The organism is Castellaniella sp. UC4447_H14 (genome assembly GCF_052978285.1).
In genome coordinates this window covers 1,911,722-1,933,641 of sequence record NZ_CM129666.1, presented here as the reverse complement: position 1 = coordinate 1,933,641, position 21,920 = coordinate 1,911,722, and the positions used below count along the sequence as shown (strand labels likewise).

Sequence of the window (21,920 nt, the reverse complement as noted above, 5' to 3'; positions counted from 1 at the left end):
CTGTCACCGTGGCTGGGGCACCGTTGAGGTGTAAACCACGCCGTAGCTGGGCAGCAGGTTGTTGATCACGCGATTCCACCGGACGATCGGGGCGGGATCGACGTACACCACGTCGTGGGGCTTGAGCTGGAATCCGGCTGCCAGGACATAGGCGATCGGCGATTTGGCATCCAAGTGGTAAATCTGGGCGTTCCCTTGCTCGCCTCTGCGGATCACGTAGATCTGCCGCGGGTTGGATGTCTCGGGCGTAACGCCCCCGGCCTCGCCCAGGGCTTGCGCCAGCGTGAGATGCCCATCCTGCAGAACCTCCGATTGCGCCTTGAGCGCTTCTCCCAGCACGTAGACTCGGGAATTGCTCTGATTGCCGACCCGCAGCATGTCGCCGTCGCGCAGCAGGATGGACTGCGGATTGATGCCGGTGCGGATCAGGTGGGGCAGGCTGATCCGGATGGTTTGGTCGCCTCGCGTGAGCAGAATGTCCGAGCGGTCCGAATTCTCGGTAAAGCCGCCCGCGCGGTTGATGACCTCGGGCAGGGTCGGCGGGATGTCATCGACCGTCTGCAGTCCAGGCAGACGGACCTCGCCGTCCACGTAGATGCGGTCATGTCGGTAGGCCTGGACGCGCACCGTGACCTGCGGCTGGCTGACGTAGGTCGCGATGCGCTGCATGATCAGCGAACGGATCTGATAGGTCGTCAGGTCTTTCACGAGCACCGGCCCCAGATAAGGAAACTGGATGTACCCGTCGGCACTGACGTCGTAGCCGTTGCCCAGGTCCACCTGGGTGGACGAGCCGGTCGTGACGTTGGATGTGGCCGACACCATCGACAGTTCCGGATGTCCCCAGATGATGATGTTCAGAATGTCTCCCGGCCCGATGCGATACGCCGATCCCGACCCGAACAGATCCCTGACTTTTTCGGACACGGGGTCGGCTTCCTGCTCCTGCTGCTGCCGGACCAGCGCCGGTGTGATGGTCGTGAGAGCTCCGGCAGGCGCCGCATCGCTTTTCAGAGTTTCGGAGACATGTTCCGGGCTGCCCATGTACATGCCTGGGGCCATGCTGCAGCCGGAGAGCACGGCGGCGACCAGCAGCGTGAAGCCCGCCCGAGGGATGCGTCGGCAGCGTCGAAAAATGTAAGGGAGAGTAAGATGTTTCATAATCAGACAGGTTATTGAAACGAGTCAGTCTGGCTCTTTCCCGGTGGCGTTTGTGCCGTGCACGCTACCGCAGTACCGGATGCTGGAAGGCAGGGCACTCGAAGAGCTCCAGTCCGTTCGTCTCGCCAGAGATGCCGAAAACCGCGGGGGCACTCTTTGCAAAACGACAAAATGTAAATCGGACTGCGCTTATTAATACTTGGGATAGCGGGTACCCAACAATCACCCTTTTGGCCCTCATATCAGCCATCCGGCCTAGCACTCGGACCGCCTTTTCCGGGGATTCGCAATGCTGTTACAGCGCGCTGTGACGGGCTCGCGCATTCAGGTGTAAGAGCCCGTTGCGGCGCTTGATCCGTATCGGATCAGGCGCTCAAATGAGCGAAGGCAACAGGGGATCCAGACATGTCGCATGTTGAACTTCCGGGAAGTGCGCGGCCTTTGCCGGACGACGCCCGCTGTGTCGGGCAGGCCGCTCCTGATGAACGGATCCAGCCCGTGCTCGTGCTGCGCCGTCAGCGCTCCGATGCGTTGCGCGAGGGCGGAAGCCGTCTTTTGACGGGCGCACCCTGGCATGCACTGACACGCGAGGATTTTGTCAGCGGGTTCGGGGTGGCGGCTGCGGACTTTGAGGCGGTGGACCGGTTCGCGCAGCGCTATGGACTGGCGGTCGTGCGGCGGGACGTGGCCGCCGGCATCGTGGTGCTGAGCGGCCGCGTGGCACAGTTCAACCAGGCTTTCGGGGTGGTTCTACAGCGCTACCAGCACGGTGGCCGGACGTATCGGGGGTGCGAGAGAAACGTGCGGGTACCCGAGGCGCTGCAAGGCATCGTCACGGCCGTCATGGGGCTGGATGACCGGCCCCAGGCTCGCGCGCATTTTCGGGTTCGCCCGCCGTTCCTCCCCGCCCGTGACGATGAGCGCATGAGCTACCGGCCCACCGATGTGGCCGCTCTCTATGACTTTCCGGAATCGGCGGCCGAGGGGCAGTGCGTGGCGCTGATCGAGCTGGGAGGCGGCTATCGCGCCGAAGATGCCGAGGCGTACTTTACGGAGCTCGGTATCGCCGCTCCCGCAGTCAGCGTCGTATCCATGGACGGGGCTTCCACCGAGCCGGCCGGCGACCCCGCTGGACCCGATGGTGAGGTCATGCTGGACGTGGAAATTGCCGGCGCGGTGGCGCCGCGCGCCCACCTGGTTCTCTATTTCGCCGCCAACAGCGATGCAGGGTTCATCCAGGCGTTCAACGGTGCGGTCCATGACACGCGGAACCGGCCTTCCGTCATTTCGATCAGCTGGGGAGGCCCGGAACCGTCCTGGGCGCCGCAGTCGCTGCGGGCCTTCAATGAGGCGCTGCAGGCTGCGGCGATGATGGGTATCACGGTCTGTGCCGCGGCGGGCGACAGTGGTTCCGGCGATAGTCTGTCAGGTGGCGACCACGTGGATTTCCCGGCCTCCAGCCCGTATGTGCTGGCCTGCGGCGGTACGCGACTCGAGGGTGCCGCAGGCGCCATTACGAGCGAGACCGTCTGGAACGGCGGGCCGCGGGGCGGGGCCAGCGGCGGCGGAGTGAGCGCGCAATTTGCGCTGCCCGCGTGGCAGCGCCGGCTGAGCGTCAGCACGCGGGATGGCGTTGCTCCGCTGACCCGGCGCGGCATACCCGATGTCGCCGGCAACGCGGATCCGGCCACGGGCTATCGCGTCCGGGTGGACGGGACCGCTCAAGTCGTTGGCGGCACCAGCGCGGTGGCGCCGCTTTGGGCAGGCCTCATTGCGCGGATCAACGCCCTGCAAGCGCAGCCTGCCGGCTATCTGAACGCCCGTGTCTATGGCGCTTCCGAGGCTTTCAACGACATCACCCAGGGCAGCAACGGCGGGTTCTCGGCGACAAAGGGATGGGACGCGTGCACGGGTTTGGGCAGTCCGAACGGACGGAAGATTGCCGCCGCCTTTTCCGAGGGGACGAAATGAAAGATCAGCCCTATTCTGATCCAGTGGCCTATGGCAATGGCCCTGATGATTCCGTGTCCGACGTGACGGAGCAAGCGGCGGTGACCCATCATGCCTTGCGGCTGGGCGGCCGGACGCTGACCTACACGGCGCGGGCCGGTCATCTGGTGACGGTGGATGCCAGCAGTTCGCGCCCCAATGCGAAGATCTTCTATGTGGCCTTCAACCGGGACGGCGATGTGGCGCACGAGCGGCCGATCACCTTTTTCTATAACGGAGGGCCTGGCTCGTCGTCGGTCTTCGTGCTGCTGGGTTCGTTTGCGCCCCGGCGCATCCGGACCTCCATGCCTGACTTCACGCCTCCCGCACCTTACACGCTGGAGGACAACACGGACAGTCTGCTCGACAGGAGTGATCTGGTGTTCATCAATCCGGTCGGGACGGGCTACTCGGCAGCCGTGGCTCCCGGGAAGAATCGCGATTTCTGGGGCGTGGATCAGGATGCTGCCTCACTGAAACAGTTCATCAAGCGCTATCTGACTGAGTTTGATCGCTGGAATTCTCCGAAGTTCTTGTTTGGCGAGTCTTATGGCACGGCCCGCAGCGCCGTGTTGTCCTACGCTTTGCATGAAGACGGAGTGGACCTCAATGGCGTGACCTTGCAGTCGTCGATCCTGGATTACACCCAGACGGGCAATCCGGTCGGCGCACTCCCGACAGCGGCTGCCGACGCCTGGTATCACCACAAACTCGGTGCAGGCATCGCGCCCGACAATCTGCCCGCATGGATGAACACCGTCTGTGCCTTCGCGCGGGGCGATTTTGCCAAGGCCATTCAGGCCTACCCCGAGGTGGAGGCGGATACGCTGCGACGGCTGAGCCAGTACACCGGGATCGACCGGCCGACCCTGGCCTCCTGGCATCTGGATATTGCGGCTGGGGATGATGCCGGCCATTCCCTGTTTCTGATTCGCCTGCTGCATGACCAGGGTCTGGCGCTGGGTGCTTACGATGGCCGGGTGACGGGGATCGATACGGGGATCGCCCGGCACATTTCACCCAATTCGGGCGGCAACGACCCGACGATGACGGCCGTATCGGGGGTGTACACGGCCATGTGGAACCACTATCTGAATGACGAATTGAAATTCACCTCCGGTTCGGCGTTCACGGACCTCAATGACCAGGCCTTCCAGTACTGGGACTTTCACCATGTGGATCCCACCGGAGCGGAGAAAGGCCTGGACGCCCAGGGAAATGTCCTGCTGTATACGGCTGGAGACCTGGCGGCCACGATGAGCCTGAATGTCGATCTAAAGGTGCTGTCCGCCAACGGCTATTACGATTTCGTCACGCCATTCTTCCAGACGGAGATGGACCTGCGGAATATGCCGTTGGACAGCGCTGTCCTTCGCAAGAATCTCAGCACGCGCTGTTACCCCTCCGGCCACATGATCTATCTGGACGGTGGATCACGCACCGCGTTGAAAGCGGACGTGGCCGCCATGATGGACGCCGCGGTGGCCGATCACAAGGCAGTCGCGCGTATCCGGGCGCTGCAGGCGCGGCGCGCCGGTGCGATGCGGCCCAGGCATTGAAGCGGCCCGGGCCGGGACCGCGCCTTTGGAACTCGCCATGAGCCGCGGTGGCTATTTCCCGGCGAGGTGTTCGGCGGAAAGGATGCCGCTCATCTGGCTCAGGAGCTTGTCGCCCTCGCCCATGACCGTGGCCAGGTTGTAGGCGTCGTAGGTCGCGCCAGCCAGCAGATTCACCGTATCCGTGCCTTCGACCATCCTGCGGTAGCAGCCCAGGTCCTTGCGCGCGTTTCTCATCGAGAACTGCATGCCTGTGTCGTCGCCTTCGAGCAGGCGTGACACGATCATCCCGAACGCGGCGCTGTTCGCGCCCCCGCGAGACACGACCGCATGGAGCTTGGCGAGGTCCACGCCCGTGGCGCGTGCCGCATTCACGGCTTCCGACGCCAGCACTGCATGACCCAACGACAGAAGATTGTTGATGAGCTTGAGTTTCAGGGCGCTGCCCAACTCGCCGATTTCGAAGATGTTTTCGCAAAAGGACGAGGCCACCGCGTGGACTCGGGAGACGATCTCCGGCTTGCCGGAAAGCAGGATGTTCAGGCGTCCGTCTTCGGCCTCCCGCGGCGTGCGCGTCAACGGCGCATCGACCAGATGGATGCCGCGCTCGGAGAGGCGTGCTCCCAGAGCGATGGTGGCCGCCGGGTCACCGGTCGAAGCGTCGACGACGATGAGCCCCGGGCGGCCTTTCTGGATGATCCCGTCCTCGCCGCTCATGAGTGTCTCCACGACCGCCGACGAGGTGACGCACAGGAAAAGCATGTCCACCTTGGCGGCGACCTCGCCCGGGCTATGCGCTTCGATTGCCCCTTGACCGACGAGGTCGTCGATGGGCGCGCGATTCTTGTGGCCCATCAGGACCAGGGGATATCCGGCGCGAAGAAGATTTTTTGCGATGCCGTGTCCCATCAGGCCGGCGCCAATGAATCCGAGGGTGAGCTGTTCCGCCATGAGCGACTCCCGAGGCTGTGTGAGAAGGTGGAGCGTGCCGCACGATAGATCGATGAGGCGCCTTCGGGTTATATCAGACGCGGCAGTTCGCGTAAACGAGCGGCTGGTCGGGAAGACGAAAAAGAACCGCGGCGCCTGCTGCCGTCAACCGCGACCGGCACGGCTTGCGCCTGCCTGGCTGGTTCGCATGGTCAGCCGCGCCGCATTCACGCCGTGAGACTGCGGGCTGTGCCGGACAGGAGGCGTCGTGGCCTGGGTTGGCGAGGTCGCCGTCCGTTTGAGCCTTCTGCAATTCCCGCACCGCCTGACAGCGGCTTTCGGAGTGTGCAATTACTGACTGCGCATAGTAGGGGTCGTCGTGGTCGTTGGTGCGTGTGCAATGACGGACTGCGGATAGTAGGGGTCGTCGTGGCTGCTGGTCGCCGTGCCGCTGCTTTCGGCTTGCTGGAGTTGCTGCATAACCTGAGCGCGCGTCATGCCGCCTTGTTCGACGATGTGCGGATAATACGGGTCATGGCCTACTTCGCTGCTGACGACGTCTGCCTGCATGTTTGCGGTGGTCCCGCTGGTCTCCGCGGCTTGGGCCAGTCCCATGCTGGCCAAGCCGAGTGCGACCGCTGTAAGCGTGATGCTGATCTTCATGATGGTTTCCTTCATTCAAAGTAGGTCTTGAAGCAGAGCGCCTGGGCTTTCCGGTCGACGCGTTCCTCCTGCTCCTAAATGACCAGTCTGCGCGGCCGGTGCGGTGCAATAAACCGGCCCGGTGCGAATACAGCTTTCCATTTTTGCGGGTAATCCCTCCTTGAATGCGCGACAATGTTCGGATAGGGACTTGCTGCGTTTCTCCTCATGATTCCTTCCCTGAACGATATCGAGCTGTTCGTCGAGGTCGGCCGCAGTCAGAGCTTCACCCGCGCGGGCGAGGCGCTGGACATGCCGCCCTCCACGGTGTCCAGGCGTTTGTCCCACCTGGAAAAATCCATTGGGGTCCGGCTCTTCAATCGGTCCACACGCAAGGTCGCGCTCACCCGTGCCGGCGCCATTTACCTGGAGCGCTGCCAGCCCATCGTGGAGCGCGCGCGCGTGGCGCACGAGATGCTGCTGGACGATACGCAGCAGCCGCGAGGGCGACTCAAGGTTTCACTGCCGTCCAGCCTGGCGCTGGCGTTCCTCCAGGCGGCCTTGCGCGAGTTTTCATGCCGTTATCCGGATATCGAATGCGAGTACGACCTGAGCGTACGCAGGATCGACTTGCAATCGGACGACTACGATGTCGTGATCCGGGCGTCGCGCTTGACTGATTCGGGCATCGTGACGCATCGCCTGGGCGCCCTGTTGCTGGGGCTGTATGCCTCGCCTGAGTACCTGAGAACCCACGGGGCGCCCACTACGCCCGAAGCGCTGGTGGGCCACGAGTGCCTGCGCACCAGCACGGCGCGAGAAGATACGGATTGGCGCCTGTATTCGGCGGGCGGCGAAGGACGGCTTGTTCGAGTCCATGGCCGCATGGCGATGAACCATGTCCTGATGTTGCGGCAAATGGCCGAAATGGGGATGGGGATCGTGCCGCTCTCGGTCAGCGATAAGCGGTTGAGCGCTCGTCTGACCAGGGTTCTGCCGGACTGGGCCTTCGAGCCCATTCCCCTCATGGCCTTGTTCCCCTCGAGGTTGATGCCCGCCCGTGCCCGCGTGTTCATTGATTTTTTGGCTGAACAACTGGCGCACGTCGCCCTCTTGTCGGGGGTGCCGGATGGCGGCACGCCTGTGCAAGAGGTGCCTTTGTCCCCTAACGCCTCGTCAGGCGGGAAGGAGCCACTGCGCGATGGGGCCTTCCCCGAGTAAGGCGTGGTGCCAGATCAGGCGCCCCCAGTCTTAGGGGGCGGCCGGACGATGATGCGCTCTTGCAGTTCCCCGGACAAGGCGTCCGTTGCCTCGCTTTCATCTTCATCCTCCGAGAACGCCGGCGCCGAAAAGTCTTCGGCATCGAAGGCGTGGTCGCCGTCGGCGTCAACCCGTCCCGTGGCTTGCAGGTGGGCGAAATCCATGAGCGCGGGGTCCATGAGGTGGGAGGGCACGACGTGCGACAAGGCCCGGAACACGTTCCAGGTCCGATTCGGAAAATGCCGATCCCATTCCTCCAGCATGCGGTTGATTTCCTTGCGTTTGAGGTTTTCCTGGGAGCCGCACAGATTGCACGGAATGATCGGGAATTCCCGCAGCCTGGCGAAGGCGATCAAGTCTCTTTCGCGTACATAGGCCAACGGCCGGATGACGATGTGCTCGCCGTTGTCCGACACCAGCTTGGGCGGCATGGCTTTCATGCGCCCGCCGTAGAACAGGTTGAGGAAAAAGGTGGCGAGGATGTCATTGCGGTGATGGCCTAGCGCGATCTTGGTCGCGCCCAGCTCGCGGGCCACGCGGTACAGAATTCCCCGGCGCAGGCGTGAGCACAGCGAACAGGTGGTCTTGCCCTCTGGAATCAGGCGTTTGACCACGGAATAGGTGTCCCGGTTCTCGATGTGGAACGGGATGCCGCGTGCGCTCAGGTAGTCTGGCAGCACATGCTCCGGAAAGCCGGGCTGCTTCTGGTCCAGATTGACCGCGATGACCTCGAAGCTGATGGGCGCCCGCTCGCGCAGGGTAAGAAGAATGTCCAGCAGCCCGTACGAGTCCTTTCCGCCGGACAGGCAGACCATCACGCGGTCGCCGTCTTCGATCATGTGGTAGTCGCCGATGGCGCGGCCGGTCTCCCGCAGCAGCCGCTTGACCAGTTTGTTTTCGTTCACGCTCAAGCGGGTGCGGGGGGCGGCGGTGGAGGCTTCAGTGGAGATCATGGCATGTGCTTTGGTTCAAGGCGGTGCGCGGAGGTCGGCGGTGCAGTCAGCGGCGGCGGCGAGATTGTTCAATGCACACGGCGTCGCAGTCGTCGAAGGCGCCGGGCTTGCAGATTCGCACGGTCGCCTGGAGGACGTCCGGAAAGTCCCGCAGGATCCGGCCCAACGTGCGCTCGACCAGCGTTTCCAGCAGGTCGACGTGACCTCGGGTGGCCTCGTCGATCAGCGCCGTGCGCAACTGGCGGTAATCCAGGACAGTCTTGATGTCGTGATCGTCCACGGACTGCGAGGCGTCGGTGTCGAACTCGGCGTGGATCACCACGGGCTGGGGCCGCAGACGCTCGGCTTCCAGCATGCCGATGGAGGCCTGGACGGTCAGGCCGTCCAGAATGATGCGGCGGGTCTTCATGCGGCATCCTGCGCGGCGCGCGCGAGCGCATGCTGGAGCGGCACCGGTCGACCCAGCCGGACGGTGTAGCGTCGCAGCTCGTCCCGGCGGAAGACGTGCACTGTGATCCGGTCGCCGGCCTTGTGACGGTCCAGCAGAAGGTCGAGACCTCCGGCGTCCGCGACCTTCAGGTTGTCGGCTGCCACGACCAGATCACCGGCCGACAGGCCCGCGCGGTGGGCGGGTCCGTGTTCGTAAACTGTAGCCAGCCGCAGTCCCCCTGGCTCGGCCCGGGTGCGGATGTCCAGCGTCGGGCGATCATGCTCGGGGCGTACCGTGAGTGTGATGCCCTCGCGGGCCAGTGCGGCTTTCAGCGGGATGTCTTCGCGGCCGTCGGCGTGGCGCCGGATGAAGTCGCTGACGTCCGCCCCCGTTGCCTCGGCGATCAGTGCGGGCATCCCGTCCTCGGGGATCCCGACGGGCCTGCCTTGGTAGAAGGTCCGCCCGTAGCGCCGCCAGAGCATCCGCAGCACGTCGTCCAGGCTACGGGTGCCGCCCGTCTGCCGCCGGATTTCCAGGTCCAGACCCAAGGCGACCAGCGAACCATGGGTGTAGTAGCTCGCCAGCGCGTTGGCCGAGTTTTCATCCTGCTTGTAATAACGCGTCCAGGCGTCGAATGAGCTTTCCGCGACGGACTGCTTGTGGCGGCCGCCCGCGCGGGCCACCTGATCCAGAGTTCTTGCCAGCAGCTTCAGATACGCGTTCTCGTCGATGACCCCGGCCCGCAGCAGCATCAGATCGTCGTAGTAGGACGTGAAGCCTTCGAACACCCAGAGCAGCTTCGTGTGGTTGCGGCGGCTCAGGTCGTATGGCGCAAAAGCCGCCGGCTTGATGCGCTTGACGTGCCAGGTGTGGAAGTATTCATGGCTCACCAGCCCGAGAAAGGAGGTGTAGCCCTCAGGCACCGGACAGCCCGTTGCCGGCAGGTCGCTGCGTCGCGTGGCCAGCGCGGTGCTGGCCCGGTGTTCCAGTCCGCCGTAGCCGTCGCCTGTCACCATGACGAGGAACACATAGCGCTGTGCACTATCCAGAAACGGCGCACGCCGGGTTTCGGGTTCGAACAGCTCGATCTGTGCCGAGCAGATCTTCTGTACGTCGCTGGCGATGCGCTGCAGGTCCAGCGCTGGAACCACGCCTGTAAAGACGAGGTCATGGATGGCGCCGTGCGCCTCGAAGCTGATGCACTGCGGCGTTCCGATTTCCACCGGAAAGTCGATCAGCGCATCGTAGTCGGGGGCGCGGTAGGTGCCGAAACCCAGCGGGGCGGCCGCATCGGGCTGGCCGGTCGCGGCCGGCAGGGCAGTGTGGACCTGCCATCCTCGCCCGTGCGCAGGGGGCCGGATATCCAGCAGGCACGGCTTCGATTCCTGGCCTACGACCGCCAGGAACAGGCTCGCTCCGTTGAAGAAGGCATGGCTTTCATCGAGGTGCGCGCCGCGCACCGACAGATCCCACGCATACACGGTGTATTGCACGGTAAGCGGCCCGTCCGCGGGCGCACACTGCCAGGTATCGCTGTCGGTCTTCGACACCGGGACGGTCTTGTGGTCGCAGCGCGCCTGCAGAGATTCGATCTGTCGGGCAAAATCACGAATCAGATAGCTGCCGGGAATCCAGGCGGGCAGCCGCAGTGCCTGTCCGCGCGGATCGGGTTGAGCGATGGTCAGGCGGACGGTGTAGCGGTGGCCAGCGGGATCGGCCATTTCGACCTGGTAGCGTATGGGTTCATTTTTCATCGCATTAGTTTAACTTTGGAGACATCATGAGCGAATCGCTGATCAAGGCGGAAGTCCGGGGGCGCGTGGGGTTGTTGACGCTGAATCGCCCCAAGGTCCTGAATGCGCTGAGCAATGCCGTCATCACGGAACTGGCGGCGGCCGTGCGGGTCTTCGAGGCCGACGAGAACATTGGCGCCATGGTTCTGACCGGCAACGAGAAGGCGTTTGCGGCGGGTGCCGACATCGGCGCCATGGCCGAGTGGTCCTATATGGACGTCTACAAGTCCGACTACATCGCGGGAGACTGGGATGCCTTGCGCCGCGTGCGCAAGCCCATCATCGCGGCGGTTGCGGGATACGCCCTGGGCGGCGGCTGCGAACTGGCCATGGTCTGCGATTTCATCATCGCGGCCGAGAACGCCAAGTTCGGCCAGCCGGAAATCAATCTGGGCGTGATTCCGGGCTATGGCGGTACGCAACGCCTGCCTCGCGCAGTGGGCAAGGCCAAGGCCATGGATCTGGTGCTGACAGGCCGCATGATGGATGCGGTCGAGGCCGAGCGCGCCGGCCTGGTGGCGCGCATCGTGCCGGCGGATCGCCTGCTCGAAGAGGCCATCGGCGCGGCCGAGGTCATCGCGTCCAAGTCGCTGCCCTCGGTCATGATGGCCAAGGAATGTGTCAACCGCGCGTTCGAATCTTCGCTGGCCGAATCGCTGCTCTTCGAGCATCGCAACTTCCATGCGCTGTTTGCCACCGAAGACCAGAAGGAAGGCATGCGGGCGTTTGTGGAAAAACGCAAGCCGGATTTCAAGCACTGCTGAGGGCTGCGACGGCCGCGCGTGTCGCTGGCCGTCGCAGGGGCCCCCGGCGCGGCCGCCTGAAAATTAGGTTAAAATGGTGCGCCTTTTTGGTCGGGGCGCTCGGTGGGCACCCGCAAAAACCGTTATAATCAAATGGTTTGACTGTCGTTGTCTCGGGTGCGGCCCCTGGGGCTTCTCTCTGCGGCGACAGGCGAGCATCTGGCTTTATGGATATTCGATGCAGGGTGACGCCATCGGCCGATACAGGCCGGGCGGTGGATGATCCGGTTCCCGCATTGGAGCTGTCCGACCAGGATCGGGCCCGCATCGCCAGGCGCTCGCGAATTGGCCTCTTCCAGGCGCTCGCGGCTCAGGCGGTGACCGGGTTGCTGGTGATTCTGGGGGCTTGGGGATTTGCAGGATCTGACGCTGGGGCTTCCGCCTTGATCGGGGCGGTGGCCTATTTTGTACCCAATGCATTGTTCGCCATGCGGCTGTTGCTGGGGTACTTGGGGCCCAGGCGCGCGGGTTCGCTGGTTTTTTTCTGGGGCGAGGCCCTGAAGTTGCTGGGCACGGCCTCGATCGTGGCAGTGGTGGCCTGGCGCTGGGGGGACTGGCTGGTGTGGCCGGCCTTCCTGCTGGGGTTGCTGGGTGTCATGAAAGGGTACGTGGTATTGATGGCCTTGCGCCGCCTGCCATGATTTGATTACGTTTGAAGGGTTTTCCGATGGCCGACGCAGTATCGACGCCGCAGTCCGAATACATTCAGCACCACCTGGTGCAGCTGAACAGTCTCGCGCATCCGCAGGAACACATCGTCAACTTCAACGTCGTCAATTACGATTCCTTGTTCTGGTCCATCCTCACCGGGATCGTCGTGCTGTACTTTCTCTGGCGCGCTGCGCGCCGCGCCACGACCGACGTGCCGGGCCGCTTCCAGATGGCGGTCGAGATGCTGGTCGGCATGGTGGCCGAAGAAGCCAAGAGCATCATCCCCAACGAAGTCACCCGCAAATTCGCGGCGCCGCTCGCGCTCACCATCTTCATCTGGATCTCGCTCATGAACGCGCTGGACCTGGTGCCGGTGGATCTGATGGGCGCCATCTTCCGGATGACGGGCCTGGGCGCCACCCATGCCGATCCCCTGTACTACCACCGCATCCTGCCGACGGCCGACCTGAATGTTCCGATGGGCATGTCCCTGGGCGTGCTCGTGCTGACCCTGTACTACGGCATCAAGATCAAGCATCCCGGCGGCTGGGTGAAGGAGCTTTTCACGGCCCCGTTCCATGCGCACGGTGTGGCCTCCATCATCCTGGCTCCTTTCAATTTTCTGCTGAACCTCATCGAATACGTGGCGAAGTGCGTGTCGCTGGGCATGCGGTTGTTCGGCAACATGTATGCGGGCGAGCTGCTGTTCCTGCTGATCGCCTTGCTGGGTGGGGCCTGGACCGGAGTCAATGTCACCAGCGTCGGTCTGGCGTTCGGGCATGTGATTGCGGGTTCCGCATGGGCCATCTTCCACGTCCTGATCGTGTTGCTGCAGGCCTACATCTTCATGATGCTGACTCTGGTGTATATCGGTCTGGCACACGAAGGCCACTAGAAATGCCGCCCGGGGAATCCCGGGCCGGTTTGCGGGGCTAGCCCTGAATTCCATTTTTTGATTTTTCGACTAAACAACGTTTACTTACCAAGGAGTTGTTATGACCAACGTTGCGTTCGTTGCTCTGGCTTGCGGTCTGATCATCGGTCTGGGTGCCATCGGCGCCTGCCTGGGGATCGGCCTGATGGGTGGCAAATACCTGGAAGCCTCGGCACGCCAGCCTGAATTGATGAACACCCTGCAAACCAAGATGTTCCTGCTGGTTGGTCTGATCGACGCCGCCTTCCTGATCGGTGTGGGCCTGGCCATGCTGTTCGCGTTCGCCAACCCGTTTGTGGGTTGATGACGGACAGGCCTGCACCGTTTGCAGGCCAGGGATCATCCGTCCGGTATCGGGCGAATGGTCAGGTTTGGTGCCTTGCGGGCTTGCCGCGAGGCACGAGTGGGTAAATTAGGGAAACGACCGTGAATCTGAACGCGACTCTCTTTTTCCAGATGATCGTGTTTTTCGTTCTGGGTTGGTTTACGATGAAGTTCATCTGGCCACCCATGACGAAGGCCATCGATGATCGCCGCCAGAAAATCGCCGACGGCCTGGCGGCTGCCGAAAAGGGCAAGGCCGACCTGGCCCAGGCGCAACAGCGCGCGGGCCTGATGGAAGCGGCTTCGAAGACGGAAAACCATGCCCGTCTGGCTGAAGCCGAAAAGCAGGCCGCCACGCTCATCGATGAAGCGCGCCGCGAAGCCGAGGCCGAAAAGGCCCGGATCGTTGCGCAGGCTCGCCAGGATGCCGCTCAGGAAGTGCAGCGTGCGCGGGAAACCCTGCGAGCCGAAGTCGCGGTGCTGGCGGTCAAGGGCGCCGAGCAGATCCTGCGCCGCGAGGTCGATGCCAGGACGCACGCCGAGCTGCTCGACCAGCTCAAGGCGCAACTCTGAACCAGGGCGACTCATGGCTGAACTATCTACTATCGCGCGGCCTTACGCTGAAGCCTTGTTCGAATCGGTGCGCAGCGATGCGCGTGGGCTCGAATACTGGTCCGGCGTGATGTCGTTGCTGGCGCAGGTCTCCAGCATGGACGACGTGCTGGAAGCGATGAGCGACCCGCGGCTGTCCGACGCGCAGCGCACGCAGCTTCTCGTGGGGCTGGTTCCCCAGGATCTGCCGGAGCCGGCGGCCAATCTGGTCGCGCTGGTCGTCGAAAACGACCGGGTCAACGCGTTGCCGCGGATCGCCGAGCAATTCGAATTGCTGCGCAATCGCCAGGAAGGGACAGCGCTTGCACGCATCACCAGCGCCTTCCCGCTGGAGGACGCTCAGGTCGCGGATCTGCTCCGGGGCTTGGAGCGCAAGTTCGGCCTCAAACTCAAGTCGCAGGTCGCCGTCGATTCCGAGCTGATCGGTGGCGTGCGTGTCACGGTGGGCGACTATGTGCTCGACACTTCCGTGCAGGCCCGTCTGGCGCAACTGCGCGACACGCTGGCTGCATGAGCCATACAACAGGATTCCAGGAGTCTTACCATGCAACTTAATCCGTCCGAGATCAGCGAACTGCTGAAGACCCGCATCGAGGGCCTGGGCGCTTCGACCGACGTGCGTACGCAGGGCACGGTCGTATCCGTGACCGACGGCATTACGCGCATCCACGGTCTGTCCGACGTGATGCAGGGCGAAATGCTCGAATTCCCCAACAACAAATTCGGCCTGGCCCTGAACCTCGAGCGCGACTCGGTCGGCGCCGTGGTGCTGGGCGACTACGTGGGCATCTCCGAAGGCGACGCCGTGAAGACGACCGGCCGCATTCTGGCGGTGCCCGTGGGCCCCGAACTGAAGGGGCGCGTGGTCGACGCGCTGGGTGCTCCGATCGACGGCAAGGGCGCCATCAACGCCAAGGAAACGGACGTCATCGAGAAGGTCGCGCCGGGCGTGATCGCCCGCCAATCCGTGACCCAGCCGCTACAGACCGGCCAGAAGGCCATCGATTCCATGGTACCCATCGGCCGCGGCCAGCGCGAGCTGATCATCGGCGACCGCCAGACCGGCAAGACCGCCGTGGCCGTGGACACCATCATCAACCAGAAGGGCAAGGGCGTCACCTGCGTGTACGTCGCCATCGGGCAGAAGGCGTCCACCATCAACAACGTAGTCCGCAAGCTCGAGGAACACGGCGCGATGGAATACACCATCGTGGTGGCCGCACCGGCTTCCGACTCGGCGGCCATGCAATACCTGGCGGCATACTCCGGCTGCACCATGGGCGAATACTTCCGCGATCGCGGTGAAGACGCGCTGATCATTTATGACGACCTGACCAAGCAGGCCTGGGCCTATCGCCAGGTATCCCTGCTGCTGCGCCGTCCGCCCGGACGCGAAGCCTACCCGGGCGACGTGTTCTACCTGCACTCCCGCCTGCTGGAACGTGCGGCGCGCGTGAACGCCCACTATGTCGAAGAATTCACGAAGGGTGCCGTAAAGGGCAAGACCGGGTCGCTGACGGCCCTGCCCATCATCGAAACCCAGGCCGGCGACGTGTCGGCGTTCGTGCCGACCAATGTGATCTCGATCACGGACGGCCAGATCTTCCTGGAAACCGACCTGTTCAACGCCGGCATCCGGCCCGCCATCAACGCCGGCATCTCGGTGTCGCGCGTCGGGGGCTCGGCCCAGACGAAGGTCATCAAGAAGCTCTCCGGCGGCATCCGTACCGACCTCGCACAATACCGCGAGCTGGCTGCCTTCGCGCAGTTTGCCTCCGACCTGGACGACGCCACGCGCCGCCAGCTCGAACGCGGCAAGCGCGTCGTGGAATTGCTCAAGCAGCCGCAGTACCAGCCACAACAGGTCTGGGAGCTGGCAGTCGCCTTGTATGCCGCCAACCACGGTTATCTGGACGATCTTGAAGTCCGCCAGGTGCTGCCGTTTGAAAAGGCACTCAAGGATTTCCTGAAGACCAAGCACGAAGCCCTGATCCAGCGGATCGAAGACGTGAAGGAACTGTCCAAGGACGATGACGCCGCCCTGGCCGCCGCAATTCAGGAATTCAAGAAGCACGGCACGTTTTGAGTCGCTGCCGGGGCGTGCAGGCTGCGCCCCGGGTCGCTCTGAGGAAATAGTGGAATGGCCGGAATCAAGGAAATTCGAACCAAGATCAAGAGCGTGCAAAACACGCGCAAGATCACCAAGGCGATGGAGATGGTCGCCGCATCGAAAATGCGCAAGGCGCAGGACCGCATGCGCGCCGGCCGGCCCTACGCGACACGGGTACGGGCCATCGCTGCACACCTGATGCAGGCGAACCCCGACTACACCCACCCTTATATGGTGGAACGTCCCAAGCTCTCGGCGGTAGGCATCGTTCTGGTCACCACCGACAAAGGTCTGTGCGGGGGCCTGAACACCAACATCTCGCGCCTGGTGTTATCGAAGATAAAAGACTTCGAGCATCAGGGCATCCGGGTTCAGGCCACGGCGCTGGGCTCCAAGGGCCTGGGGTTGCTGAGCCGCGTGAGCGTCAACGTGACATCGTCCGAAGTCCAGCTGGGCGATGCGCCCAATCTGGAACGCCTGATCGGCGCCATCAAGGCACAGATCGACGACTTCACCGATGGCAAGGTCGATGCGGTATATCTGGCCACCAGCCGGTTCGTCAATACCATGCACCAGGACCCCACGTTCGTGCGGCTGTTGCCGTTGCCGTCCGATCTGGAAGATCCATTCCAGTCCGATGCGCAGCCGGTCGAGGCGCTCGGGACCACCTACGGGTGGGACTATCTCTACGAGCCGGACTCGAAGTCGGTGATCGACGACTTGCTCCTGCGGTACGTGGAAGGCCTCGTCTACCAGGCGGTGGCGGAAAACATGGCCAGCGAGCAGTCGGCCCGCATGGTGGCGATGAAGGCGGCCTCGGATAACGCCAAGAAGGTCATCGGGGACCTGCAGCTGGTCTACAACAAGACCCGCCAGGCGGCCATCACCAAGGAAATTTCGGAAATCGTGGGCGGCGCTGCAGCGGTCTGATTGACGCAGGCACCGGCAACCCAAGGATATTTATAGGACTAGACATGAGCAACGGAACCATCGTTCAGTGCATCGGCGCCGTGGTGGACATTCAGTTTCCCCGCGACAGCATCCCCAACATCTACGACGCGCTCCATCTGGCCGACGATACGTCCGCCTTCGCGGAAAAGGGCCTGACCTTCGAAGTGCAGCAGCAACTGGGCGACGGGGTCGTGCGGACCATTGCCATGGGATCCTCCGACGGATTGCGCCGCGGCATGGCGGTGAACAACTCCGGCGCGCCGATCTCGGTCCCGGTGGGGCCGGGCACGCTGGGCCGGATCATGGACGTGCTGGGTCGCCCGGTGGACGAGCGCGGCCCGATCCTGTCCGATGAACGACGCGCCATTCACCAGCATGCTCCGAAGTTCGACGAGCTGTCGCCGTCGGTGGAATTGCTCGAAACCGGCATCAAGGTGATCGACCTGGTCTGCCCGTTCGCAAAGGGCGGCAAGGTCGGCCTGTTCGGCGGCGCCGGCGTGGGCAAGACCGTGAACATGCTGGAACTGATCAACAACATCGCCAAGGCCCACAGCGGCCTGTCGGTATTCGCTGGCGTGGGCGAGCGGACCCGCGAGGGCAACGACTTCTACCACGAGATGTCCGACGCGGGTGTGATCAAGCTCGACAATCTCGCGGAGTCCAAGGTCTCCATGGTGTTCGGGCAGATGAATGAGCCTCCCGGGAACCGGCTGCGCGTGGCGCTGTCGGGTCTGACGATGGCGGAATCTTTCCGCGACGAAGGCCGGGACGTGCTGTTCTTCGTGGACAACATCTACCGCTACACGCTGGCCGGAACGGAGGTCTCCGCACTGCTGGGCCGCATGCCGTCCGCCGTGGGCTACCAGCCGACGCTGGCCGAGGAAATGGGCAAGCTGCAGGAACGCATCACGTCCACCAAGACCGGTTCCATCACTTCCATCCAGGCCGTGTACGTGCCGGCGGACGACTTGACGGACCCCTCGCCCGCCACGACGTTCCAGCACCTGGACTCGACGGTGGTGCTGTCCCGCGACATCGCGGCCCTGGGTATCTACCCGGCCGTGGATCCGCTGGATTCGACCAGTCGCCAACTGGACCCGCAGGTCGTGGGCGAAGAGCACTACAACGTGGCCCGTGGCGTGCAACAGACGCTGCAGCGCTACAAGGAACTGCGCGACATCATCGCCATTCTGGGGATGGACGAACTGTCACCAGAAGACAAGCAGTCCGTGGCGCGCGCCCGCAAGATCCAGCGCTTCCTGTCGCAGCCGTTCCACGTGGCGGAAGTCTTCACGGGCTCGCCCGGGAAATACGTGCCGCTGTCCGAGACCCTGCGCGGTTTCAAGATGATCGTCGAAGGCGAATGCGACGCGCTGCCCGAGCAGGCCTTCTACATGGTCGGGACGATCGACGAGGCCTTCGAGAAGGCCAAGACGCTGCAATAAGGAATCGATATGGCGACTCTGCACATTGAGGTGGTGAGCGCGGAGGCCTCGATTTTCAGTGGCGAGGCGACGTTCGTGGCCTTGCCGGGTGAATCGGGCGATCTGGGCATTCTGCCGGGCCACACGCCGCTGATCTCGCGCATCCGTCCGGGTACGCTGAAGGTGAAGCAGGCCGACGGGACGGAGCAGAACATCTTCGTGGCGGGCGGTATCCTGGAGGTCCAGCCGCATTCGGTGACGGTGCTGTCGGATACGGCGATCCGCGCGGAAGACCTAGACGAGGCGAAGGCGGTCGCGGCGCGGGATCGCGCCGAGGAAGCGCTGCGCAACACGAAGGAAAAGGCGGACATCGCGGTGGTGGAAGCGGAACTGGCGATGCTGGCGGCCCAGGCGGCGGCGGCACGCAAGTTCAGCCACCGGCGCTCGTCGCATTAAGCAGATCCAGTGGTTCTCCAACGGGGATCCCGGATCTCCGGCGACAGAGGGGTGCTCATCGAGCACCCCTTTTTATTCGGTGAGTTTTCTTGCGTCGCTTGCGTGCGGGGGACTGCTCCCTGTGCGCCGGGTAGGTCGGTGCCGGATGCTGACGAAGGGAAGCCGGGGAATTCGCCGCCACATTTATGGGGCGGCGCCCGGCTGTACGAGGCAGATCCGGAAAGCCCGAAGGGCCACCGACCGTAGGCGCACAGGGAGCAGTCCCCCGCACGCGAGGTATCGATGAGCGGAGAGCTGAAGGGCTGATCCGCTATTCGTAAGGCCTTCGAGCCAAGGGCTGCCCGGGGGCTACGGCCAGCGGCCCTTCGGGCTAAAGGCCCCACGTCGTGGCCTGCAGGCCACTCCGATTCGTCAGGCATGGAACGGTCCGCAGGGACCGCCCCATGTCCTGACTCATCCGGATCTGCCTCGTCCTGCGGGGCGTCGCCACACGTCCTCACTGCGTTCCGGTGTGTGACGACGAAAGCCCCCGCTTCCCTTCGTCAGCATCCGGCGCTGGCCTACCCGCCCCCAGGCAGCCCTTGGCTCGAAGGCCGGAGATATTTCATGCAGGAAGCACTGTTGCGATCTGGGGGCGCGAATACACGTGCCGTGATTGGGCCGCCCGGGCTGCATCGCGGCGAATCGGGGGATGATGCGGGCTGCGGAAATAGCGGTCCCCGGCCGGTGACCGGGTACGCTCCCTCCTGCATGGGCCACTCGGTATCGAGCGTCCGCGCGCCACCGCATGACTGGTTCTGGCCAACGCGGCCGATAGAGTCGCCTGATCAGTGGCGGTTCACTTTCTAATAGATCGGTGATATATTGAAAAAATACTAAACCGTCGACCAGGGCCAAGCGTCCGGATCGCGGCCTCTACACGGTTCACGTGGATTTTCCAGACCAACCCGTCAGTTCATCTGGCGCCTTGCATGGGAGTTCGTTGCACGGGGTATCCACGCGTTAGAAGAAAACGGAGACATTGCTGTGAGCAGCAAAAATCGGAATCTCGCCGATGTCGTGCTGAAAGCCTGGGTATTGCTGGGTTTCGTCTTCATCTCGTTTCCTTTGTTCCTGGTAGCCTGGCTCAGCTTCTTTACGGATCCGCTGCTGGCGCTGCCGCCGACCGGGTACAGCTTCCAGTGGTATTCCAAGATATTCGTCGAGCCCCAGTTCTTCAATGGCTTCCTCCTGAGCCTGGAAGTCGCATTGATAGCCATGGTGGTCGGACTTGCAGTGTCCATCCCCGCTGCGCTCGTGCTTTCCCGGACGGAGTTCAGAGGCAAGCAGCTTCTGATGAACCTCCTGACATCGCCGCTGATTGTGCCCTCCATCGTGATTGGCGCATCGCTCTATGTCTCGTTCATTGAGCTCGAATATATTTTTGACTGGTCCGTGATCGGGTCCACCTGGGGCTTGGGCGCGGCCCACATATTGATCACCATTCCCTGGTGCGTACGCCTCATCGTCGCCAACCTCCTGGGCGTGGATCTCTCCATCGAGGAAGCATCCAGGAGCCTGGGCGCCACGCCGTTCGTCACTTTGTGCAAGGTGACCATCCCAATGATCTGGCCAGGAATCGTTGCCGCGGCGCTATTCAGTTTCGTCATCAGTTTTGGCAATCTCGAGTTGTCGCTGTTCCTTGTCGCGCCCGGGCAGATCACGCTCCCCATCGCCATATTGCAGTATCTGGAATACAAGATCGATCCGACGATCGCCGCGGTGTCTGTCCTGCAGATCCTCATCATCGGCGGCGGCCTGCTGATTACGAACAAATTTGTGCCTCTGGCGAGAGTGGTCAAGTAATGGCTAAAGTTCAACTGCGTGAGCTGCGAAAGACGTACGGCGATTTTGCCGCTGTGGATTCGATTGATCTGGATATCTCGGATGGAGAGTTCCTGGTTTTCCTGGGGCCATCGGGCTGCGGGAAGACCACAACGCTCAGAATGATTGCCGGCTTGGTCGAGCCGAGCTCGGGCAGGATTCTGATCGGCGATAGGGATGTGACAGAAACGCCCGTCCACCAGAGAAACATCGGCATCGTCTTTCAGAACTATGCGCTGTTCCCGCACCTGACCGTGTATGAGAATGTCGCCTATGGCTTGCGGCGGCGCAGGCTCGGGGAGGGCGCGATCCGGAAGAAGGTGGCCGACGTCTTGAGTCTGGTCCAGATGGAAGATCTGTCGGAGCGGTACCCGAAGGCGCTGTCGGGGGGGCAACAGCAACGAGTTGCCATTGCCCGCGCGCTGGCCATCGAGCCGGATGTCCTCTTGTTGGACGAACCCTTGTCCAGCCTGGACGCCAAGTTGCGGCTCGGCGTAAGACGTCAGATCCGGGAGTTGCAGCACAAACTGGGTATCACCACCATATTGGTGACCCATGACCAGGACGAGGCGATGAGCATGGGGGACCGGCTCGTGGTCCTATCCGCCGGGAAGCTGCAGCAGATCGGCGAGCCGCGGGAAGTTTATCGGGCCCCGGCCAACCGGTTCGTGGCGGACTTCATCGGCACCGCCAATTTCTTCAGCGGCACGGTCGCTCAGGACGGGCGCTCGATCACCACTCAATCGGGCCTTCAGCTCGTGGGCGCGAATCTCGCCCCCGGCGCCACCGATGTCATGGTCAGGCCGGAAGCCATCAAGTTGTCGACAACGGTACCGAAGGGACGTGACGAACTCTATGGGGATGTGATCGACATCTCGTATCTGGGGCCGGTCGCGGACGTTTTCGTCAGACTCCAGAGCAGTGACGTACTGACTGTTCGGGTGGACAGCCTATGGGCGGATGCAGCCAATATCGTTGCGCATTCCGAGATCGCAGTACGGATTCCCGAGGAAGCGATCGTCGTGGTTTCTTAGGGATCCCTGCACCGCGGGCCTCTCCGGTGCGAGCAGTACAGGCA

The 21,920-nt window shown here is 63.1% G+C and carries 20 protein-coding genes and 1 pseudogene; 15 read left to right on the top strand and 6 right to left on the bottom strand.

The genetic code is table 11. The features are described 5' to 3' along the window. Nucleotides 1-3 precede the first annotated feature (3 nt). Complete coding sequence (locus tag ACVCMJ_RS09275; RefSeq protein WP_447081129.1) at nucleotides 4-1,161, bottom strand: polysaccharide biosynthesis/export family protein; 1,158 nt, start codon at nucleotides 1,159-1,161, stop codon at nucleotides 4-6. A gap of 405 nt (nucleotides 1,162-1,566) precedes the next feature. On the opposite strand from ACVCMJ_RS09275, the gene ACVCMJ_RS09270 reads away from it, so the two are divergent. Both ACVCMJ_RS09270 and ACVCMJ_RS09265 read left to right on the top strand, forming a co-directional pair. Beyond that, entirely contained in the window at nucleotides 1,567-3,132 is a 1,566-nt protein-coding gene (locus ACVCMJ_RS09270; RefSeq protein WP_447081128.1) for a S53 family peptidase, read from the top strand. After that, nucleotides 3,132-4,709: pseudogene (locus tag ACVCMJ_RS09265) on the top strand (S10 family peptidase); the annotation flags it as partial. The gene ACVCMJ_RS09270 and the pseudogene ACVCMJ_RS09265, both read left to right, overlap by 1 nt. 51 nt (nucleotides 4,710-4,760) lie before the next feature. On the opposite strand, the gene ACVCMJ_RS09260 reads toward ACVCMJ_RS09265, so the two are convergent. Continuing rightward, the gene (locus ACVCMJ_RS09260; protein WP_447081127.1) at nucleotides 4,761-5,657 is read right to left on the bottom strand and encodes an NAD(P)-dependent oxidoreductase; all 897 of its coding nucleotides are present in this window, start codon (nucleotides 5,655-5,657) and stop codon (nucleotides 4,761-4,763) included. A gap of 330 nt (nucleotides 5,658-5,987) precedes the next feature. Then, a complete protein-coding gene (locus ACVCMJ_RS09255; RefSeq protein ID WP_447081126.1) occupies nucleotides 5,988-6,299 on the bottom strand; it encodes a DUF4148 domain-containing protein in 312 nt (103 codons plus the stop codon). A 207-nt stretch (nucleotides 6,300-6,506) separates the two neighbouring features. Between ACVCMJ_RS09255 and ACVCMJ_RS09250 the strand changes: the two genes are divergently transcribed. Then, the gene (locus tag ACVCMJ_RS09250; protein WP_447081125.1) at nucleotides 6,507-7,499 is read left to right on the top strand and encodes a LysR family transcriptional regulator; all 993 of its coding nucleotides are present in this window, start codon (nucleotides 6,507-6,509) and stop codon (nucleotides 7,497-7,499) included. Nucleotides 7,500-7,513: 14 nt separating this feature from the next. On the opposite strand, the gene ttcA is transcribed toward ACVCMJ_RS09250, so the two are convergent. Genes ttcA through ACVCMJ_RS09235 form a run of 3 tightly spaced genes read right to left on the bottom strand, consistent with a single transcriptional unit; the run spans nucleotide 7,514 to nucleotide 10,675 of the window. Next, a complete protein-coding gene (ttcA, locus tag ACVCMJ_RS09245) occupies nucleotides 7,514-8,491 on the bottom strand; it encodes a tRNA 2-thiocytidine(32) synthetase TtcA (RefSeq protein ID WP_447081124.1) in 978 nt (325 codons plus the stop codon). Between the two features lie 46 nt (nucleotides 8,492-8,537). Continuing rightward, nucleotides 8,538-8,900, bottom strand: a complete 363-nt coding sequence (locus ACVCMJ_RS09240) for a dihydroneopterin aldolase (protein WP_447081123.1) — start codon at nucleotides 8,898-8,900, stop codon at nucleotides 8,538-8,540. Continuing rightward, nucleotides 8,897-10,675: a M61 family metallopeptidase gene (locus ACVCMJ_RS09235; RefSeq protein WP_447081122.1), complete on the bottom strand. Its 1,779-nt coding sequence runs from the start codon at nucleotides 10,673-10,675 to the stop codon at nucleotides 8,897-8,899. Before ACVCMJ_RS09235 ends, ACVCMJ_RS09240 begins: the two co-directional genes overlap by 4 nt. 26 nt (nucleotides 10,676-10,701) lie before the next feature. Between ACVCMJ_RS09235 and ACVCMJ_RS09230 the strand changes: the two genes are divergently transcribed. From ACVCMJ_RS09230 to ACVCMJ_RS09175, 12 genes are all read left to right on the top strand, one after another. Beyond that, entirely contained in the window at nucleotides 10,702-11,478 is a 777-nt protein-coding gene (locus ACVCMJ_RS09230; protein WP_447081121.1) for an enoyl-CoA hydratase, read from the top strand. Between the two features lie 206 nt (nucleotides 11,479-11,684). Further along, nucleotides 11,685-12,158 carry an ATP synthase subunit I gene (locus tag ACVCMJ_RS09225; protein WP_447081120.1) on the top strand — a complete coding sequence of 158 codons (474 nt, stop codon included), beginning with the start codon at nucleotides 11,685-11,687 and terminating at the stop codon, nucleotides 12,156-12,158. A 26-nt stretch (nucleotides 12,159-12,184) separates the two neighbouring features. Next, complete coding sequence (gene atpB, locus ACVCMJ_RS09220; protein ID WP_447081119.1) at nucleotides 12,185-13,063, top strand: F0F1 ATP synthase subunit A; 879 nt, start codon at nucleotides 12,185-12,187, stop codon at nucleotides 13,061-13,063. A 100-nt stretch (nucleotides 13,064-13,163) separates the two neighbouring features. Continuing rightward, nucleotides 13,164-13,406 carry a F0F1 ATP synthase subunit C gene (gene atpE, locus ACVCMJ_RS09215; protein WP_291773635.1) on the top strand — a complete coding sequence of 81 codons (243 nt, stop codon included), beginning with the start codon at nucleotides 13,164-13,166 and terminating at the stop codon, nucleotides 13,404-13,406. A gap of 122 nt (nucleotides 13,407-13,528) precedes the next feature. Continuing rightward, the gene (locus tag ACVCMJ_RS09210; RefSeq protein ID WP_447081118.1) at nucleotides 13,529-13,999 is read left to right on the top strand and encodes a F0F1 ATP synthase subunit B; all 471 of its coding nucleotides are present in this window, start codon (nucleotides 13,529-13,531) and stop codon (nucleotides 13,997-13,999) included. Between the two features lie 13 nt (nucleotides 14,000-14,012). Then, nucleotides 14,013-14,552, top strand: a complete 540-nt coding sequence (locus ACVCMJ_RS09205) for a F0F1 ATP synthase subunit delta (RefSeq protein WP_447081117.1) — start codon at nucleotides 14,013-14,015, stop codon at nucleotides 14,550-14,552. Between the two features lie 30 nt (nucleotides 14,553-14,582). Continuing rightward, nucleotides 14,583-16,124: a F0F1 ATP synthase subunit alpha gene (gene atpA, locus ACVCMJ_RS09200; protein WP_447081116.1), complete on the top strand. Its 1,542-nt coding sequence runs from the start codon at nucleotides 14,583-14,585 to the stop codon at nucleotides 16,122-16,124. 54 nt (nucleotides 16,125-16,178) lie between these two features. After that, nucleotides 16,179-17,078 (top strand): F0F1 ATP synthase subunit gamma, encoded by a 900-nt coding sequence (gene atpG / locus ACVCMJ_RS09195; protein WP_447081115.1) that lies wholly within the window; start codon nucleotides 16,179-16,181, stop codon nucleotides 17,076-17,078. A gap of 44 nt (nucleotides 17,079-17,122) precedes the next feature. Then, nucleotides 17,123-18,544, top strand: coding sequence for a F0F1 ATP synthase subunit beta (gene atpD, locus ACVCMJ_RS09190; RefSeq protein WP_447081114.1), 1,422 nt, complete (start codon nucleotides 17,123-17,125; stop codon nucleotides 18,542-18,544). 9 nt (nucleotides 18,545-18,553) lie between these two features. Further along, entirely contained in the window at nucleotides 18,554-18,979 is a 426-nt protein-coding gene (locus tag ACVCMJ_RS09185; RefSeq protein ID WP_447081113.1) for a F0F1 ATP synthase subunit epsilon, read from the top strand. Between the two features lie 1,026 nt (nucleotides 18,980-20,005). Then, a complete protein-coding gene (locus tag ACVCMJ_RS09180; protein ID WP_447081112.1) occupies nucleotides 20,006-20,824 on the top strand; it encodes an ABC transporter permease in 819 nt (272 codons plus the stop codon). Further along, entirely contained in the window at nucleotides 20,824-21,876 is a 1,053-nt protein-coding gene (locus tag ACVCMJ_RS09175) for an ABC transporter ATP-binding protein (RefSeq protein ID WP_447081111.1), read from the top strand. Before ACVCMJ_RS09180 ends, ACVCMJ_RS09175 begins: the two co-directional genes overlap by 1 nt. Nucleotides 21,877-21,920 lie beyond the last annotated feature (44 nt).

What these genes read in the sequence shown, in the direction of transcription:
- ACVCMJ_RS09275 (WP_447081129.1), bottom strand. Translation starts at nt 1,161, where the DNA reads ATGAAACATCTTACTCTCCCTTACATTTTTCGACGCTGCCGACGCATC.
- ACVCMJ_RS09270 (WP_447081128.1), top strand. Translation starts at nt 1,567, where the DNA reads ATGTCGCATGTTGAACTTCCGGGAAGTGCGCGGCCTTTGCCGGACGAC.
- ACVCMJ_RS09260 (WP_447081127.1), bottom strand. Translation starts at nt 5,657, where the DNA reads ATGGCGGAACAGCTCACCCTCGGATTCATTGGCGCCGGCCTGATGGGA.
- ACVCMJ_RS09255 (WP_447081126.1), bottom strand. Translation starts at nt 6,299, where the DNA reads ATGAAGATCAGCATCACGCTTACAGCGGTCGCACTCGGCTTGGCCAGC.
- ACVCMJ_RS09250 (WP_447081125.1), top strand. Translation starts at nt 6,507, where the DNA reads ATGATTCCTTCCCTGAACGATATCGAGCTGTTCGTCGAGGTCGGCCGC.
- ttcA (WP_447081124.1), bottom strand. Translation starts at nt 8,491, where the DNA reads ATGATCTCCACTGAAGCCTCCACCGCCGCCCCCCGCACCCGCTTGAGC.
- ACVCMJ_RS09240 (WP_447081123.1), bottom strand. Translation starts at nt 8,900, where the DNA reads ATGAAGACCCGCCGCATCATTCTGGACGGCCTGACCGTCCAGGCCTCC.
- ACVCMJ_RS09235 (WP_447081122.1), bottom strand. Translation starts at nt 10,675, where the DNA reads ATGAAAAATGAACCCATACGCTACCAGGTCGAAATGGCCGATCCCGCT.
- ACVCMJ_RS09230 (WP_447081121.1), top strand. Translation starts at nt 10,702, where the DNA reads ATGAGCGAATCGCTGATCAAGGCGGAAGTCCGGGGGCGCGTGGGGTTG.
- ACVCMJ_RS09225 (WP_447081120.1), top strand. Translation starts at nt 11,685, where the DNA reads ATGGATATTCGATGCAGGGTGACGCCATCGGCCGATACAGGCCGGGCG.
- atpB (WP_447081119.1), top strand. Translation starts at nt 12,185, where the DNA reads ATGGCCGACGCAGTATCGACGCCGCAGTCCGAATACATTCAGCACCAC.
- atpE (WP_291773635.1), top strand. Translation starts at nt 13,164, where the DNA reads ATGACCAACGTTGCGTTCGTTGCTCTGGCTTGCGGTCTGATCATCGGT.
- ACVCMJ_RS09205 (WP_447081117.1), top strand. Translation starts at nt 14,013, where the DNA reads ATGGCTGAACTATCTACTATCGCGCGGCCTTACGCTGAAGCCTTGTTC.
- atpA (WP_447081116.1), top strand. Translation starts at nt 14,583, where the DNA reads ATGCAACTTAATCCGTCCGAGATCAGCGAACTGCTGAAGACCCGCATC.
- atpG (WP_447081115.1), top strand. Translation starts at nt 16,179, where the DNA reads ATGGCCGGAATCAAGGAAATTCGAACCAAGATCAAGAGCGTGCAAAAC.
- atpD (WP_447081114.1), top strand. Translation starts at nt 17,123, where the DNA reads ATGAGCAACGGAACCATCGTTCAGTGCATCGGCGCCGTGGTGGACATT.
- ACVCMJ_RS09185 (WP_447081113.1), top strand. Translation starts at nt 18,554, where the DNA reads ATGGCGACTCTGCACATTGAGGTGGTGAGCGCGGAGGCCTCGATTTTC.
- ACVCMJ_RS09175 (WP_447081111.1), top strand. Translation starts at nt 20,824, where the DNA reads ATGGCTAAAGTTCAACTGCGTGAGCTGCGAAAGACGTACGGCGATTTT.